We start from the raw sequence: 16,316 nt of genomic DNA on the forward strand, positions 1-16,316 counted from the left end.
ACACCGGCGGACCAAACCTCCGGCGTCGGCAGTCAGAGGCGGCGCCATTATGCGCTCCGCCACCGATGCGATCAATCCGGCTCGGTTTCTCTCGGTGGCGCGGTTCCCCCGAAAAGGGAATCATGACTCGCCGGCCTTTCTGGGATGAGCATGGCCGGCAGCCCCTGCCACAGCACGGCCAGGAAGGAGAGCAGGCAAAGCAGCCCGCCAGCCTTGCGCCAGAGGCCGGTGAGGTCCGCCTGCGGCGTCTCCCAGCGCGGCAGGCGTCCGGTCCAAAGGCCCCAGCCGATCCAGGCGATGGCGGCAAGGCAGATGAGCGTGGCCAGGCCGATCAGGAGGCGCGAGACGAGGCCCGCCTCCCAGGTCAGGGTGATGGCGAGGGTGGCGAGGGAATAGACCAGGCCGAGATGGGCCGACCAGATCAGCGGCCCGGCCAGGAGCACCGACCATTTGGCAAGCGTATCGAGGCTCCGCCGCGGCATCAGGACACCAGCCTCGGGAAGCCGTGGGCGACGATCACGGTCACCGCCGCCTGGACGATCGTGTAGCGCCACAAGAGCCTTGTCGTATCGAAGCTCAGCCGCCGCACATTATCGGTGCGCCCGACCAGGATGCGCGCCGCGACCAACCCGGCCATGAAGGTGATGGCGGCGAGGTTCTGGGCATTCAGAAAGCCGAGCGCGAAGGTGCTGGCGCCATAGCCGCTTTCGCTCGGCCAGAGACCGGTCCGCGTCCACAGCCAGATGTCGCCTCCGACGGCCGCGCCGAGGACCAACACGCCCGCTAGCAACGGCGCGACGACAGCCGCCTTGCCTCGTCCCTGCGTCAGCATCCGGTCGGCGATGGCCAGCAGGCCGGCGCTGCCTGCGAGGAGGAGGAGCGCGCCGCCCGTGTGGAGCAGTCCGGGAAGCCTCGTTCCCGGCGGGGGCCATCGGTCCGGCTGGACGCTCCAGAGATAGACATAGCTGAAGACCATGCAGGTGAAGATCATGCCGATGACGACGATCAGCACCCACACCGCCCAGATGGCGTGATTCTTGTTGCCGAGCATGTAGACGGGGAGTTTCAGCCCTCCGCCGACATCGACCGGGTCATGGTCCGGCCCCTGGTCGAGCTCCCACACCCAGCGCAGCATGGCGGCGATGGCGATGACGCCGCCGATCACCGCGACCAGCACCATCTTCACCGTCAGGGAGAGGAAGAAGACGGCGGTGAATACGGCCGCGACGACGTGCCACCAGCTGGGGCCGGGAATGATGACCAGATATTGCGGGATCGCCTTCAGCGGCGACGTCACGATCGTCTCCCGCCGGCGAGTCAACGCGCCCGGCAGGAACCATTGCCCCTTCTCGACCTGATCGCTGAGCTCGGGATTGTCCCACAGCGGCTCGCGGCTTTTCACGATCGGGATGCTGCGGGCGGCGTAGGAGCCGTTGGGCAGCCATTCCAGGGTGCCGCCGCCATAGACGTTGCCGGCATTCTCATCCTGCGTCATGCGGAACTTGAGCGCCATGTCGATCACGAAGAGCGCCACGCCGGCGCCGATGGTGAAGGCGCCCATCGTCGAGACGAGGTTGAGGCCGTCGAGGCCCATCTCCGGCAGATAGGTGTAGACCCGGCGCGGCATGCCGGCGAAGCCAGTCCAGTGCATCGGCAGGAAGGTGAGATGCATGCCGGTGAACATCAGCCAGAACACCCATTTTCCGACCCGCTCGGACAAGGCGAAGCGGCTCACCATCGGCACCCAGTAATAAATGGCGGCGAACAGCGGGAAGACCATGCCGCCGATGAGGACGTAGTGGAGGTGGGCGACCACGAAATAGGTGTCGTGCGCCTGCCAGTCGAAAGGCACCATCGCCACCATCACGCCGGTGAGCCCGCCCATGGTGAAGATGATGAGGAAGCCGACGGTGAAGAGCGTCGGCACATTCCATCGCGCCCGCTCCCCCGCCATGATGGTGGCGATCCAGGCGAAGACCTGGATGCCGGCCGGAATCGCCACCGCCATCGACGCGGCCGAGAAGAAGCCGGTGGAGATGGGCGGCAGGCCGGTGGTGAACATGTGGTGGACCCACAGGCCGAAGCTGATGAAGCCCGTAGCCACAAGAGCCGCGACGATCAGCCGATAGCCGACGAGCTTGGCCCGCGCGACGACCGGCACGATCATCGACATCATGCCGGCGGCGGGGATGAAGATGATATAGACTTCGGGATGGCCGAAGAACCAGAAGAGATGCTGCCAGAGCAGCGGGTCGCCGCCCTTCTCGGCGACGAAGAAGGGCCAGTGGAACGCCCGCTCCAGCTCCAGCAGGATGGTGCCGAGGATGATCGCCGGGAAGCCGACGATGATCATGCCGGCGAAGACCAGCATCGCCCAGCCGAACAGCGGCAGCTTGTCCAGGCTCATGCCGGGCGAGCGGGTCTTCAGCACGCCGACGACGATCTCGATCGCGCCGGCAATGGCGGAAATCTCGATGAAGCCGATGCCGAGCAGCCACCAGTCCGCCTTGCTGTCCGGCGAATAGATGTAGCTGGTGAGCGGCGGATACATGAACCAGCCGCCGTCCGGCGACTGGCCAAAGAATATGGTGGTGAAGAAGACGAGACCGCCGACGAGATAGGCCCAGAAGGCGAAGGCGGAGAGCCGCGGGAAAGGCAGGTCGCGCGCCGCCAGCATCTGGGGCAGCAGCAGCACCCCCATCGCTTCCACCGCCGGGACCGCGAAGAGGAACATCATCACCGTGCCGTGCATGGTGAACAGCTGGTTGTAGGTGTCCTGGCCGACGATTTCGGCCATCGGCGTCGCCAGCTGGCTGCGCATCAGCAGCGCCAGGCAGCCGGCCAGCACGAAGAACAACAAGGCCGCCCCGACATAGGCGGCGCCCACGATATTGTTGTTGACCGCGGTCGGCAGCCGCCAGCCGGTCGGCTGGCGCCATACCTCCTCCAATATCTTCAGCTCCTCCTCCGGCCGCGGCCGCGGGTCCGGCAGGTTCTTCGCAGCGGCGCGGAAGGCGGCTTCCTCGTCCGTCATTCAAGGCGGTCCATATAGGTGACGAGGGCTCTCAGCTCCTTGGCGGAGAGGCCGGAATAAGCGGGCATTTTGACGCCGGGCTTCAGCCGCTGCGGGTTGGCGGTCCAGCCTCCGAGCGTGCCCTTGTTGTTGGGGAGGATTCCGGCACCGAGATGCAGGCGGGACGCGACATGGGTGAGATCGGGGCCGGCCAGCCCCCTCGCCGGCGTGCCGCGCACCTGGTGGCAGCCACCGCAGCCCAAAGTTCGAAACAGCGCCGCGCCTTCGGCGGCGAGCGGCTCCGAAGGCGGCAAGGCCGGTCCCGCCTCGCGCCTCAGCCAGACTGCATAGTCGGCCGGCGACAGCGCGCGCACGCGGAACAGCATGAGGGCGTGCGGGCCTCCGCAATATTCGGCGCAGGCGCCGTAATAGACGCCCGGCTTTGCGGCGAGGAGGCGAATGCGGTTGGTCTTGCCGGGGATCATGTCGAGCTTGCCCGCCAGCTCCGGCACCCAGAAGCTGTGGATGACATTGTCCGAAGCGAGGTCGATCAGCGCGGGCCGGCCGGCCGGGATGACGATCTCGTTGGCGGAGGCGAAGCGTTCGGGTTCCAGATATTCGACCCGCCACCACCATTGCTCGCCCGTCACATGGATGCGGACCGGGTCGGCGTCCTCGGTGCCGACCAGGCCGGCCGTGAGACCGAGGCCGTAGGTGAGGAGGCCCGTCAGGGTGACGACGGGAAAAAGGACGCCGCCGATGATCACCATCTTTTCGCCGGCGATCCTCCGCCGCCACGCCCCGCCGAACAGGGCTATGCTGAGGGCCACGAGGACGATGAGGAGAATGACTCCCCCGCCGACGATCAGCACCCAGCTCAAAGTGGTGATCGGATCGCCCTGAGGTCCGGATGTGTCGAGCGCAAGGGGCAACCCGTTCCCGCTCATCCGCACGATAGCTTGGCCGGCAAGCTCGCCTCCCTGTGGCTCCCCCGCCTTCAACCGATCCGCCGCCGGCTCGTTCCACAGCCGTTTCTTAGCCGAGCGGAACGCCTCCGGAATGTCTTCGTTGGGAGACGGGAGCTGACGGCGATGGGCGACGCATGGCGCAGATTTTTTCGGCACGGACGGACCGCCTGCTCAGACGGCTCCTCCTCGCCCTGCCGCTGCTGTTCGTCCTTCTCCTCGGGATCGGCTTCTACCAGTTCCGCTCCGACGCTCATTGGGGCGTCGGCAGGACGGCCGAGCAGCCGATCGGCTTCCGCCACGACCTCCATGTGCGGGAACTCGGCCTCGACTGCGCCTTCTGCCATGGCGGTGCCGCGCGAGCGGCCGCGGCGGGCATGCCGTCGGCGAGCGCCTGCCTCGTCTGTCATTCCCAGCTCTGGCGCGGCGTGGACGCGCTGCGACCGCTGTTCACCAGCGTCGAGCTCGGCCAGCCGATCGAGTGGAAGTCGCTCTATCGCCTTCCCGAGCACACGCGCTTTCATCACGGCGCCCATGCCGCGTCCGGCATCGGCTGTGCCGCCTGCCACGGCGACGTGGCGACGATGGTGAAGACCGAAAAGGCCGAGCCGCTGTCGATGGCCTGGTGCCTCGATTGCCATCGGCAGGTGGGCGAGCGCGGGCAGCAGAATCGCACAGCAGCCCTAACCCCTCTTCGTCATTCCCGCGAAAGCGGGAATCCCGCTTCTTCTCTTCCCGAAGCAAGGCAAGAGCAGCGGGACTCCCGCTTTCGCGGGAGCGACGGATCAGGTGTCCTGGCTGCCGAGGATGTCGCTTTCGCCAATCCCCGCCTCACCGATTGCTCGACCTGTCACTACTGATGAGCGGCGACACAAAAGCGGGTCTCTGGCGCGGCATCGGCGATTTGACGGCCGATCGCATCGAGTCCTGTCTCGAGGCCGAATTCCCCGCCCTCCACCGGATGGGGATGATGGACCGGCGCGACCTGATGCGGCTGATGGGCGCATCGCTGGCGCTGGCGGGGCTCACCGCCTGCGAGAAGCGGCAGCCGCCGCTGCTGTCCCAGCCCTTCAGCCCGGAAGGGCATGTCGCCGGACAGCCGCTCTACTTCGCCACCTCGCTTCCGCTCGACGGCTATGGCCGCGGCGTGCTGGTCAAGTCGCATGACGGGCGGCCGATCAAGATCGAAGGCAACCCGCTCCACCCCGCCAGCCTCGGCGCGACCGACCCGTTCATGCAGGCCGAGATATTGTCGCTCTACGATCCGGATCGCTCGCGCACGCCCCGGCGGGGCGACGAGCCGATGCCCTGGAGCGCGCTCCGCCGCTTCCTTACCGAGCAGCGGACCGAAATGGCGAGCGATGGCGGGCAAGGCACGCACGTCCTGTTCGGCGCCACCTCCTCGCCCACCCTCGCCGGATTGATCGATCGGCTGCGCTCCCTATACCCGGCCATGCGTTTCCACAGCTATTCGCCGGTCAGCGATCTCTTGGCGGCCCCGGAGCTGATCTACCGCCTCGACCGCGCCGACGTCGTGCTCAGCCTTGGCGCGGATTTCCTGGGCCCGGGGCCTGCCCAGGTCCGCTATGCCCGCGATTGGAAAGAGGCCCGCCCACGCCTCATCGTCATTGAATCGACGCCCACCCTCACCGGCGCCCAGGCCGACCAACGCCTGCCCCTCGCCCCCCACGCCATCGAGGCGCTGGCGGCCGAGCTCGCCGCCGGCCGCGGGCCGCCGAACGTAGTGCAAGCCCTCTCGGCAGGACGCGCGATGGTGCTCGCCGGCCGCGACCAGTCTCCGGCCGTGCAGGCGCTGACCCATCGCCTCAACTCGCAGCTCGGCGCCTATGGCAATGGAATTGTCGCCATCGCGCCGGTGCGGCTCGCTCAGCCGGAGGGGATCGAGCCGCTCGATGCTCTGGTCGCGGAGATGGCGGCAGGACGGGTGCGGCGGCTGGCGGTGCTCGACTGCAATCCCGGTTATGACGCGCCGGCGGACTTCGCCTTCGACGAACTGATGACCCATGTCCCGGTCTCGATCCATCTCGGCCTTGGCCATGACGAGACGGCGCGGGTCTGCCGCTGGCATGTGCCGATGCGCCATGTTCTCGAAAGCTGGGGCGACCTTCGCGCCTATGACGGCACCGTCGGCCTCCAGCAGCCGGCGACGGTGCCGCTCGTTCCCGCGCTAAGCTCGATCGAACTGCTCGCCGCGCTGGCCGGGGACCGCCCCGACGGCGGCGCCCTGGTGCGGCGCCAATGGAATGGCCTCGCCGAAGAGCCGTGGCTCCGCGCGCTCGAAGCAGGCGTGATTTCCGGGACGCAGGCCGCGACCACCGCGCCCCCGTCTCCGCCTCCTGCGCCCTCGACCAGGCCCGTCGGGCTGACCCTGACCTTCCAGCCCGACCCGCGGATGTGGGACGGCCGTTTTGCGAACAATGCCTGGCTCCAGGAACTGCCGAGCCCGCTCACCAAGCTCGTCTGGGGCAATGCCGCGCTGATCGCGCCCGCGACGGCGGCACGGCTTGGCTTGGAGAGCGGAGACAAGGTCGAAATCGCCCATCGCGGCGCGAGCATGACCGCGCCCGTCTGGGTGATGCCGGGCCAGGCGGCGGACGTCGTCACCCTGCCGCTCGGCCATGGCCGCCGCTCCGCTGGCCGGGTGGGAACCAGGATCGGTGTCGACGCCTTCCGCCTCCGCCCGGCCGACGCTCCTTGGGTCGTTGCCGGCGTGGACGTGCGCAAGGTGCCCGGCCAGGCGCGCCTCGTCAGCACACAGCGTCATCACCCCATCGCCGACCCGGGGGCCATTCGCACCGCCGAGGCGGGCGCGGAGGACTTGCCCAGCCTCTATCCCGACTATCCGTCGCTCGGCCACGTCTGGGGCATGGTGATCGACACCGACGCCTGCATCGGCTGCGGCGCGTGCACCATCGCCTGCCAGGCGGAAAACAATATCCCCGTGGTCGGACCGGACGAAGTGGAGCGCGGGCGCGAGATGCACTGGATCCGGGTCGACCGCTATCACGAGGGACCGGTCGAAGCGCCAGAGACGCACTTCCAGCCCGTCCCCTGCATGCATTGCGAGAAGGCGCCCTGCGAGGTGGTCTGTCCCGTCGGCGCCACCGTCCATTCGGCGGAAGGCCTCAACCAGATGGTCTATAATCGCTGCATCGGCACGCGGACCTGCTCCAACAACTGCCCCTACAAGGTCCGCCGTTTCAACTGGTTCGACTATCAGTCCGAAGCGCCCGCCACGCCCGCGCCGGCCAACAATCCGCGCGTCACCGTCCGCGACCGCGGCGTCATGGAAAAATGCACCTATTGCGTGCAGCGCATCAACGCCGTCCGCGCCGAGGCAAAGGTGGAAGGCCGCGATATCCGCGATGGAGACGTCCAAACCGCCTGCCAGCAGGTTTGTCCCACCCAGGCTATCGTCTTCGGTGATCTCAACGATCCGAACAGCGAAGTCGCCCGCCTCCGCCGCAACGGCCGCAACTACGCGCTGCTCGGCAATCTCGGCACCCGGCCGCGCACCACCTATCTCGCGCGGGTGAGGCGGCGGACATGATCGCGCCGATCCAGAACCCGCCGATCGACCATGTCATCGATCCGCCTCTGGCCGAGCGCTTCGGCCGGACCTGGTGGATCGGGATCGGCGTGGCGCTGCTCGGCGTCCTGTTCCTCCTTTACGGCCTTCGCGGTCCCGCCTTTGTCGGCATCGGCGTCTGGGGAACGAATATCCCCTATGTCTGGGGCTTCGACATCGCCAGCTACGCCTGGTGGATCGGCATCGCCAATGGCGCTGCGCTTTTCGCCTCGATCCTGGTGCTGACCGGCAGCAGCCTCCACACCGCCGTCAACCGCTTCGCCAACGGCCTTGCCCTCGGCGCCGCCATTTGCGCCGCCGTCTTTCCCGTCTTCCACCTCGGCCGGCCCTGGCTCGCTTACTGGATGATCCCCTATCCGACGGCCCAGGGCGTCTGGCCCCAGTTCCGGAGCCCGCTGACCTGGGACTTCTGGGCAATATTGACGCACCTCACCGCCATTGCCCTGCTCTGGTATGTCGGCCTCATCCCCGATCTCGCCACCCTGCGCGACCGGGCAAAGACGCGGACGCGGCAGCTCTTCTACGGCCTCGCCGCGCTCGGCTGGCGCGGATCGGCGCGGCAATGGGCGCTCCACCGCCGCGCGCACCGCATCGTCGCCTTGACCCTCATCCCCCTCCTCTTCCTGGCCCAGGCGATCGTCTCGTTCGAGTTCGTAGGAACCCTGGTTCCCGACTGGCACGAGACGCGCCAGCCGCTCCATTTCATCGCCACCGGAATCCAGCTCGGCATCGCGATGGTGCTGCTCGTCGCTCTGGCGCTCCGCCGCCGGCTGGGGCTCCACCGGCATATCGACGATTGGGATATCGACCTCCTCGCCAAGCTGCTCCTCGCCAACGCCCTGGTCACCGCCTACGCCTATCTGGACGGCTGGTTCATGGAGTTGATGGCCGAACCGCCCATCCGCGAGGCGTTGCTGGCGCGAATGGCAGGGCCTTACGGAACGCTCTATTGGGGCGGGTTCATGCTCTCCGTCCTGCCGCCGCAGATTTTCTGGTGGCGCCGGGTTCGCCTCCATTGGTGGGCCGGCGCGACCGTGGCGGCGCTCGTGCTGATCGGCATCTATCTCGACTATCTGTCGGTGGTGGTCGGCGGACTGGTTCGCACCAATCTGATGATCGCCGCGCCCACCTATGCGCCTACCGTCGCCGAAGTCTCGCTGCTGGCGGGGACGCTTGGCCTGTTCCTCCTGATGGTGCTGCTCTCGGTCCGGCGGCTGCCGATCGTCAGCCTCTACGACACACGGGCGGAACCGGCATGACCGGCCTTATCGCCCGCTTCCGCTCGCCGGCCGAGCTGGTGGAGGCCGTTCGCCGCCTCCGCGACCAGGGCTACCGCCGCCTCGACGCCTTCACTCCCTATCCCTTGCCCGAACTGACCGAGTTGCTGGGCGGATCGACGTCCCGCATCGGCTGGATCGCCGCGCTTTCGGCGCTCGCCGGAGGCGCCCTCACCTATGCCGTCATCTATTGGACGGCGGTCGTCGATTACCCGCTCAATATCGGCGGGCGGCCGCTGCACAGCTGGCAAGCCTTTCTTCCCGCCGCCTTGGTATCGGCCGCGCTCTGGTCGGGGCTCGCCACCTTGATCGGCATGCTCTGGCTCGGCGGCCTGCCGCGCTGGCACCATCGGCTGTTCGACCTGAAGGGTTTCGACCGGGCGACCTACGATCGCTATTTCCTGCTGGTCGAGGACGATCCCGCCTTCGAGGCGAGCGAGACGCGGCGGCTCCTCGAAAGCCTCTCGCCCGAACATATCGAGGCACTCGGGCCATGAGGTGGGCCATCCTCCTCCTGCTGATCCCGGCCGCCTGCGGGGACGAGCCGGATCGGGGCTATGCCGCAACGGCGGGCGGCGCCCGGCAGGAGCCCTATACGGCCATTCCGCCCGGAAGCGTTCCGCGCGGCGCCGCCGCCCGCCGTGCCGAGCTCGCCCCGCCTGGCCCGCCCGTCACCCCCGCCCTGATCGCGGCCGGCGCGAAAGCCTATCAGGGCTATTGCGCCCCTTGCCATGGCGCTTCCGGCCGCGGCGACGGACCGGTGACGCAAACGGGCTTCCCGCGCTCCCCGCCGCTCGGGGCAGGCGCCCACTCCCCCGAACAAATCGTCGCCATCATCGGCAGAGGGCAAGGAACGATGCCGCCCTTGGCCGAGCAGGTCCCGCTGCGCGCCCGCTGGGCCATCGCTTCCTATCTGACGCGGGAGAGCGGCGGTGCCGACTAGCCCGACCCTCGCCGAAGCCTGGCTGCTCGCAGTCGTCATCGTCGCCGGCCTCGCTGTCGGCAGCCTCGGCCTGTTGATGATCGGCCGCCTGCTTGGTCGCGACTGGGTGACGCCGATGGACGACGAGCTCGAGCCCGCCGCCTACACCATCCCGCTCGTCGCCATTCTTGCCCTCCCTCTCGCCTTCCAAAGCTTCTATGCCTGGGACGGCGCGGCCGCCCTCGCCGATAGCCATCCCCGGCTGAGCGGCTGGTTCGAGCGCGACCTCATCCTGCTTCGCTCGCTGGGCTATTTCCTTCTCTGGAGCGCCCTCGCCTGGCTGGCCGCCGCCAGGCCGAAGGCGCATGGCTGGAACGCGGCAGGCCTGTTGCTGCTGCTGCCGACCGTCGGCCTCGCCGGATTGGATTGGGTGCTGACGCGCCAGCCCTTCTGGTGGACCAGCCTGTTCGGCTTCGCCTTCGCGGTGAGCCAGCTCCCCGCCGCGCTCGCCCTCGCATTCCTGGCCAACACCCTCCAGCGCGAGCATGTCGGCCACGCGCATGATCGCAGCCTGGTCAGCGCCCTGCTCGTCCTGGCGCTGCTGACCCTGTGGCTCTGGTTCACTCAATATCTCGCCGCCTTCATGGGCAATCTCCCGGCGGAGGCCGCCTGGTACCAGGCGCGCCTGGTGGATGGCCGCTGGATACCGCTCGCGCTCGCGGCGGGTCTGCTCGGGGGTGCCATCCTGCTGCTAGTCCAGGGCCATCGCGGCCGTTGGGTCGTGCTTGTGGCGAGCGGCCTCATCCTCGCCCAGCATTTCTTTCACATGGGCTGGCTGCTCCGCCCTGCCGGAACGCCCGCCCTCGGGCTCCTCGACCTGCTGGCGCTGGTCCTGATCGGCGGCGTTTGGGGCCTCGCCTGGTTGCTGCTGATGCGCCGCCACGACGCACGGCGCCGTCAATTGGGCGGGACCGGCTCCTCATAGCGCTCACGATCCAGCGGCACGTCGGGGGGCCAGATCCTCTGCTCGTCCGCCTGCAAGCTGTAGAGATAGGCGGCGATGTCACGCGCGTCGCCGGGGCTCACGTCCATGTCGGGCATGCCCGTCGCCGGGATCAGCGCCGGCGGGTCGACAAGCCAGGCGATCAACGTCGCCGGCCGGTTGGGAAGCTGCCCGGCGAGCAGCGCCCGCTCGCCGAAATGGTCGAGCGGCGGCCCTACCAGGCCCTCCGCCCCCGGCACGCCCGGCACCCGGTGGCAGGAGCCGCAGCCGTAGCGCAGGATCGCCGCATGGCCGCGCTCCGCATCGGCCCCGGCGATCTTCAGATGGTCCGGCGTTTCCGCCCGCCCGCAGCCGGCGAGCAGCAGGACGAATCCGATCGCCCGCACCGCCGGTTGCCAGGAGCTTCGAGTAATGCCTTCGCTCACCTCTGCAGGAACCCTCCGCCAGGGCAATGGTTCACGGCACGGGAGCCGGATACAAGAGGGGGAATGACTCGCGCGCCATCGATCCGCGGTATCGCCCGAACGCCAAGGCTCGCTCCGGTGGTGGCCGCCGCGCTCGCCGCCGGTCCGGCCTCGGCCCATGCCGACCACGCCATCGCACCCGATCATGTGTGGACGGCATGGACCTTCGATCCGCTGGTCCTCATTCCCCTCCTCCTGGCGCTGTGGCTCTACATCCGCGGCCGAAGGTGCCTGCCGGCCGCGCGTCGGCGCGCCGCCGAAGCTTGGTCCTTCCTTGCCGGCATAATCGTTCTCGTTTTGGCGCTCGTCTCGCCGATCGACGCCCTCGGCGAGACGCTGCTCAGCTTCCATATGGTTCAGCATATGCTGCTCGTCGCCGTCGCGCCGCCCCTGCTGCTGCTCGGCCGGCCCGGGACCGCGTTCATCGCCGCGCTTCCGGGCGGCACCATTCCGGGCCTCGCCAGCCACCCCGTGTCGCGCCCTCTCGTCCGCGGGTTGATTTTCCTGACCGGCCTCGTCCCCGCCACACTTCTCCATGCGGTGGCGCTCTGGCTCTGGCACGTCCCGCTCCTGTTCGAAGCCGCGCTCCTCGACGAGTGGGTCCACACGCTGGAGCATTTCAGCTTCTTCGCCACCGCCCTTCTCTTCTGGTTCGCGGTGCTCGCCGCCGGACGGGTGCAGCGCACGGCGCCGTCCGGCGCCCTCGCCGCCTTCGTCACCTTCCTCCACAGCGGCATGCTGGGCGGCATCCTCAGCCTCGCGCCGGCGCCGCTCTATCCCGCCTATGGCGATCGCCCCGCGCTCTGGGGCCTCGGCCTTCTCGCCGACCAGCAGCTCGCCGGCGCCATCATGTGGGTGCCGATCGGCCCCGCCTATCTTGCCGCCGCGCTGTGGCTGCTCTTCAAAATACTGAACACCCGTGACGCCCGCGTCTGACGCGCTGAAGCGCTCCTTTCCGCCCGTCGTGGACGATCGGACGCGGGTACTCCTGCTGGGAAGCCTGCCCGGCGAAGCCTCTCTCGAGCGCGGCCAATATTATGCCCATCCGCGCAACCAGTTCTGGCGGCTGGTCGGCGCCGCGGCGGAGATCGACCTCATCTCCCTCGCTTATGAAGACCGGCTCGAAGCCCTGCTCGACGCCAGGATCGGCCTCTGGGACGTGGTCGCGAGCGCCCGGCGCAGGGGCAGTCTCGACGCCGCGATCCGCGATCACAGTCCCAACGCCCTGCCCGATCTCGCCGCCGCCCTGCCCGAGCTTCGCGCCGTCGGCTTCAACGGCGGCACCTCGGCCCGGCTCGGCATGCCGGCGCTGGCGCAAAGCGGGCGTGCCCTGCTCCCGCTCCCGTCCAGCAGCCCGGCCTACACCCTCCCCTTCGAACGCAAGCTCGAAGCCTGGATGGCCCTCAAGTCTTTCCTCGACTAAGGCTCGGCGAAACGCAGCAAGGGGCGCTTCATGGAAATTCTCGCCGCGACCAATGGTCCCGTGATGGACATCCGGCTCAACCGTTCGGAGAAGAAGAACGCGATCACCGTCGCCATGTATGCCGCTCTCGCCGACGCCATAGAGCAAGCGGCGGCCGACGAGGCGATCCGCGCCATCACCATAAGCGGCAGCGGCGGCGTCTTCACCGCCGGCAACGACATCGCCGACTTCATGTCGGTGCGCCCCGGCGGCGAGGACATGCCCGTCTTCCGCTTCCTCCACGCCATCGCCGGCTGCCCGAAGGTGGTGATCGCCGGCGCCCAAGGCTTCGCCGTCGGCATCGGCACGACCATGCTCCTCCACTGCGACCTAGTCCTCGCCGCCCCCGCGACGACCTTCTCCCTGCCGTTCGTCGATCTTGGACTCGTCCCGGAGGCCGCGAGCTCGCTCCTCCTCCCACGCCTCATCGGTCGCCAGCGCGCCGCCAAACACCTCCTCCTCTGCGACCCCTTCGATGCGGAAACCGCGCTCGATTTTGGCCTCGTCACCGAGATCGTCCCGGCCGAAGCGCTGGACGACCGCCTCCGCGCCACCGCCGAACGCATCGCGGCCAAGCCGCCGGAAGCGGTGCGCCTCACCAAGCAACTGATGATTGCCCCGGAGGCGGCGGTGAGCGAGCGGATCGCAGCCGAAGGCGCCCTGTTCGAGGACCGCCTCGCCTCCACCGAAGCCGCCCAGGCCTTCGCCGCCTTTTTCGCCCGCTCGCAATCGCGGAACTGAGTCAGCCGCGCGGGCGCAAATCCTTGACCCGCACGGCTTTCCCCGCGGAGCGCCCCAGCACGCCCTCGCCGCAAAGGTCGACGCGGACCGACAGGCCGATATGGACCTTCACATGCTCGCAGAGCGCCGCGGCGGAGGCTTGGGCCTCGCCCTCCCCGCAGCCGGGCCGGGTCTCCACGCGCACGGTGACTTCGTCGAGCCGGTCCGGCCGGCTGACCTCGATCAGATAGTGCGGCGCCAGGTTCGGGCATTTCAATATCTGCTCCTCGATCTGGCTCGGGAACAGGTTGACCCCGCGCACGATTAGCATGTCGTCGGTGCGCGCGGCGATCTTCGTCATCCGCCGCATCGGCCCGGTCGTGCCGGGCAGCAGCCGGGCCAGGTCGCGCGTGCGGTAGCGGACGACCGGCATCGCCTGCTTGGTGAGGGAGGTGAAGACCAGTTCCCCCTCCTCGCCATCCGGCAGCGGCTCGCCCGTCTCAGGATCGATGATCTCCGGGTAGAAATGATCTTCCCAGATGGTCGGCCCGTCCTGCGTCGCCGCATATTCGCTGGCGACGCCGGGCCCCATCACTTCCGAGAGGCCGTATATGTCGACCGCCTTGATTGCGAACGCCGTCTCGACCTCCGCGCGCATGCCCTCGGTCCAGGGCTCCGCGCCGAATATGCCGATGCTAAGGGAGGTGGAGGTCGGATCGATGCCCCGCGCCAGGAACTCGTCGAGGAGCGCGAGCATGTAGCTCGGCGTCACCATGATGATGTCGGGCTGGAAATCCTGGATCAGCTGCACCTGCTTGGCCGTCTGCCCGCCCGACATGGGGATGACCGTGCAGCCCAGCGCCTCCGCGCCATAATGGGCGCCGAGCCCGCCGGTGAACAGGCCGTAGCCATAGGCGACGTGGACCTTCATGCCGGGCGCGCCGCCCGCCGCCTTGATCGAGCGCGCCACCAGCCCCGCCCAGGTGGCAATATCGTCCGCGGTATAGCCGACGACCGTCGGCTGCCCGGTCGTTCCGGACGAGGCGTGGACGCGCGCCACCCGCTCCATCGGCACGGCGAAGAACCCGAAGGGATAGGCGGCGCGAAGGTCGGCCTTGGCGGTGAAGGGGAAGCGCGCGAGATCGGCGAAGGCGCGAAGATCGTCCGGTGTCACTCCGGTTTTGTCGAAGGCGCGGCGATAGGCGGGATTGCCCGCATAGGCGGCGGCGAGGCTCGCCTTCATCCGCCGAAGCTGCAACGCGTCCAGCTCGGCGCGACTCAGCCGCTCGTTGGCGTCGAGATCGAACCCGTCTGGGAGGCGGCTGGCCATGGCCGATTCTATCGCCAATCCGAGCGCCGGTCATCCGCTACGTCGCCGCTGCGGCCGAGCCGCACGAAATCGGGGCCCGGCCGAAGCCGAGCCCCGATATTCTCGCCAAAGGGTCGCTAGTCGGCCGACGCGGTGCGCACCGGCTGGCGCGCTTCGGCAATCGCCACCTCGCGCTGCGCCGCCACGCGGGCGATCGTCTCGGCCCGGCAACGCCGGACCTCGTTCTTGCCGGCAGGATCGGCGTTCGACGTGGAGCCGCAGGCCGCCTCGACGGCGGTGCGGATGCGCCGGTCCAATATCCTGACGTCGGCTGCGTCGCCGAGGTCGAGATCCTGGTAGCTGACCAACCGGGTTTGATCCGAAGGAACCGCCTCCTGCGCCAGAGCGGGCGAGAAAGCAGGCGCGAGAAGAGGCGCCGCGACGAGCGCGGCCAGAATGATGATCCTGTTCATGACTGTCTCCGTGGGTCCGAGGGTCGTCGGCGCCGGACGTGCATCCTCAATACGCCTCCGCCGCCCCGCGCGGGAGCAACGATGTTGCGCGACCATCCTGCAAAAGTGCAGAATGCACCCGCCGCTGCAAAGGTGCACGGGAGAGCCATGTTCGACTGGAACGACCTTCGATACTTCCTCGCCGTCGCCGAGACCGGCAGCACGCTCGCCGCCGGCCGCGCCCTCAGGGTCAGCCAGACGACGGTGGCGCGGCGGGTAGCGGCGCTGGAGCAGGCGCTGGGCCTGAAGTTGTTCGAGCGCCGCCAGGCCGGTTACGCCGCGACTCCCGCCGGCGAGGCGCTACTCATGAAGGCGCGGGAAGTTCGCGCGGCGGCGGAGGCTTTCGCGGCCACCTCTTCAGCGCAGGCGCGCGAGGCGAGCGGCACGGTGCGGTTCACCGCGTTGGAAATCTACGCCGTCACCATCCTCGCGCCCATCCTGCGCGATCTCCACGAGGCCCATCCGGCGATCCGTATCGAGCTGGACACGTCCGAGGAGCCGCGCGACCTGGCCGCCGGCGGCGCCGACGTGGCGCTGAGGGGCGGTCCATCCCCGACCGGCGGCGGCCTCGTCGGTCGGCGCATAGCCCCCGATCCCTGGACGCTCTATTGCAGCCGCGAATACGCGGCGACCCATGGCGTCCCCCGCAACCGCGCGGAACTCGCCCGCCATCCCTTGATCGGCGGCGGCGGCGACAAGGTCTGGCACCTCTATCAGGCCTGGCTGAGGCGGCACGACCTCGAAGGCAGCGTCGCCATCCACCAGGGCTCGGTAACCGCCATGTTGGCGGCGGTCCGCTCCGGCTTCGGCCTTGCCGTCCTTCCCGGCTTCATCGCCGATCGCGACCCCGATCTCGTCCGCTGCCTGCCGCCGGTCGAGGGTGATCCGGCTTCGCTCTGGCTGCTCACCCACGAACGGCTGCGGCACACGCCGAGAGTACGGGTGGTGATGGACTTCCTCGCCGACCGCCTCACGCGGCTGGCACGGGAGAAGCCGGTGCCCGCCGCAAGCGACACCGCCTAAGCCCTCGATGTCATGCCAGCGACTGGATAAGAGGGA

16 protein-coding genes are annotated in these 16,316 nt (G+C 68.6%); 10 read left to right on the forward strand and 6 right to left on the reverse strand.

Annotated elements, in window-relative coordinates; genetic code table 11:
• Window positions 1–71: 71 nt before the first annotated feature.
• Genes DF286_RS14675 through DF286_RS14685 form a run of 3 tightly spaced genes read right to left on the reverse strand, consistent with a single transcriptional unit; the run spans window position 72 to window position 4,137 of the window.
• On the reverse strand, window positions 72–482 hold the full coding sequence (locus DF286_RS14675; RefSeq protein ID WP_109272422.1) for a hypothetical protein: 411 nt from the start codon (window positions 480–482) through the stop codon (window positions 72–74).
• On the reverse strand, window positions 482–3,034 hold the full coding sequence (locus tag DF286_RS14680) for a cbb3-type cytochrome c oxidase subunit I (protein WP_109272423.1): 2,553 nt from the start codon (window positions 3,032–3,034) through the stop codon (window positions 482–484). The genes DF286_RS14675 and DF286_RS14680 overlap by 1 nt, the downstream gene beginning before the upstream one ends.
• A complete protein-coding gene (locus DF286_RS14685; RefSeq protein WP_243444902.1) occupies window positions 3,031–4,137 on the reverse strand; it encodes a cytochrome c oxidase subunit II in 1,107 nt (368 codons plus the stop codon). Before DF286_RS14685 ends, DF286_RS14680 begins: the two co-directional genes overlap by 4 nt.
• Between DF286_RS14685 and DF286_RS14690 the strand changes: the two genes are divergently transcribed.
• Genes DF286_RS14690 through DF286_RS14715 form a run of 6 tightly spaced genes read left to right on the forward strand, consistent with a single transcriptional unit; the run spans window position 4,116 to window position 10,772 of the window.
• The gene (locus DF286_RS14690; protein WP_109272425.1) at window positions 4,116–4,838 is read left to right on the forward strand and encodes a cytochrome c3 family protein; all 723 of its coding nucleotides are present in this window, start codon (window positions 4,116–4,118) and stop codon (window positions 4,836–4,838) included. The genes DF286_RS14685 and DF286_RS14690 overlap by 22 nt on opposite strands.
• Window positions 4,838–7,549, forward strand: coding sequence for a 4Fe-4S dicluster domain-containing protein (locus DF286_RS14695; RefSeq protein WP_109272426.1), 2,712 nt, complete (start codon window positions 4,838–4,840; stop codon window positions 7,547–7,549). The genes DF286_RS14690 and DF286_RS14695 overlap by 1 nt, the downstream gene beginning before the upstream one ends.
• Entirely contained in the window at window positions 7,546–8,847 is a 1,302-nt protein-coding gene (nrfD, locus tag DF286_RS14700) for an NrfD/PsrC family molybdoenzyme membrane anchor subunit (RefSeq protein WP_109272427.1), read from the forward strand. The genes DF286_RS14695 and nrfD overlap by 4 nt, the downstream gene beginning before the upstream one ends.
• On the forward strand, window positions 8,844–9,362 hold the full coding sequence (locus tag DF286_RS14705) for a DUF3341 domain-containing protein (protein WP_109272428.1): 519 nt from the start codon (window positions 8,844–8,846) through the stop codon (window positions 9,360–9,362). Before nrfD ends, DF286_RS14705 begins: the two co-directional genes overlap by 4 nt.
• Window positions 9,359–9,808: a c-type cytochrome gene (locus tag DF286_RS14710; protein WP_109272429.1), complete on the forward strand. Its 450-nt coding sequence runs from the start codon at window positions 9,359–9,361 to the stop codon at window positions 9,806–9,808. The genes DF286_RS14705 and DF286_RS14710 overlap by 4 nt, the downstream gene beginning before the upstream one ends.
• The gene (locus DF286_RS14715; protein ID WP_109272430.1) at window positions 9,798–10,772 is read left to right on the forward strand and encodes a hypothetical protein; all 975 of its coding nucleotides are present in this window, start codon (window positions 9,798–9,800) and stop codon (window positions 10,770–10,772) included. The genes DF286_RS14710 and DF286_RS14715 overlap by 11 nt, the downstream gene beginning before the upstream one ends.
• Here the strand turns inward: DF286_RS14715 and DF286_RS14720 are convergent.
• Window positions 10,745–11,215, reverse strand: a complete 471-nt coding sequence (locus tag DF286_RS14720; protein WP_207790056.1) for a c-type cytochrome — start codon at window positions 11,213–11,215, stop codon at window positions 10,745–10,747. The two genes, DF286_RS14715 and DF286_RS14720, sit on opposite strands and share 28 nt — an antisense overlap.
• 63 nt (window positions 11,216–11,278) lie before the next feature.
• On the opposite strand from DF286_RS14720, the gene DF286_RS14725 reads away from it, so the two are divergent.
• Genes DF286_RS14725 through DF286_RS14735 form a run of 3 tightly spaced genes read left to right on the forward strand, consistent with a single transcriptional unit; the run spans window position 11,279 to window position 13,457 of the window.
• Window positions 11,279–12,190 carry a cytochrome c oxidase assembly protein gene (locus tag DF286_RS14725; protein ID WP_207790057.1) on the forward strand — a complete coding sequence of 304 codons (912 nt, stop codon included), beginning with the start codon at window positions 11,279–11,281 and terminating at the stop codon, window positions 12,188–12,190.
• Window positions 12,174–12,677, forward strand: a complete 504-nt coding sequence (locus DF286_RS14730) for a DNA-deoxyinosine glycosylase (RefSeq protein ID WP_170303988.1) — start codon at window positions 12,174–12,176, stop codon at window positions 12,675–12,677. Before DF286_RS14725 ends, DF286_RS14730 begins: the two co-directional genes overlap by 17 nt.
• A gap of 30 nt (window positions 12,678–12,707) precedes the next feature.
• A complete protein-coding gene (locus DF286_RS14735; protein WP_109272432.1) occupies window positions 12,708–13,457 on the forward strand; it encodes an enoyl-CoA hydratase-related protein in 750 nt (249 codons plus the stop codon).
• A 1-nt stretch (window position 13,458) separates the two neighbouring features.
• Here DF286_RS14735 and paaK read toward each other — a convergent pair whose 3' ends face one another.
• Together paaK and DF286_RS14745 are read right to left on the reverse strand one after the other, a co-directional pair.
• Window positions 13,459–14,766: a phenylacetate--CoA ligase PaaK gene (gene paaK / locus DF286_RS14740; RefSeq protein WP_109272433.1), complete on the reverse strand. Its 1,308-nt coding sequence runs from the start codon at window positions 14,764–14,766 to the stop codon at window positions 13,459–13,461.
• Between the two features lie 116 nt (window positions 14,767–14,882).
• Window positions 14,883–15,218, reverse strand: coding sequence for a UrcA family protein (locus DF286_RS14745; protein WP_158274710.1), 336 nt, complete (start codon window positions 15,216–15,218; stop codon window positions 14,883–14,885).
• A gap of 147 nt (window positions 15,219–15,365) precedes the next feature.
• On the opposite strand from DF286_RS14745, the gene DF286_RS14750 reads away from it, so the two are divergent.
• Window positions 15,366–16,280 carry a LysR family transcriptional regulator gene (locus DF286_RS14750; protein ID WP_109272435.1) on the forward strand — a complete coding sequence of 305 codons (915 nt, stop codon included), beginning with the start codon at window positions 15,366–15,368 and terminating at the stop codon, window positions 16,278–16,280.
• The last annotated feature ends 36 nt before the right edge of the window (window positions 16,281–16,316 follow it).

The organism is Sphingosinicella humi (genome assembly GCF_003129465.1).
Taxonomy (GTDB): domain Bacteria; phylum Pseudomonadota; class Alphaproteobacteria; order Sphingomonadales; family Sphingomonadaceae; genus Allosphingosinicella; species Allosphingosinicella humi.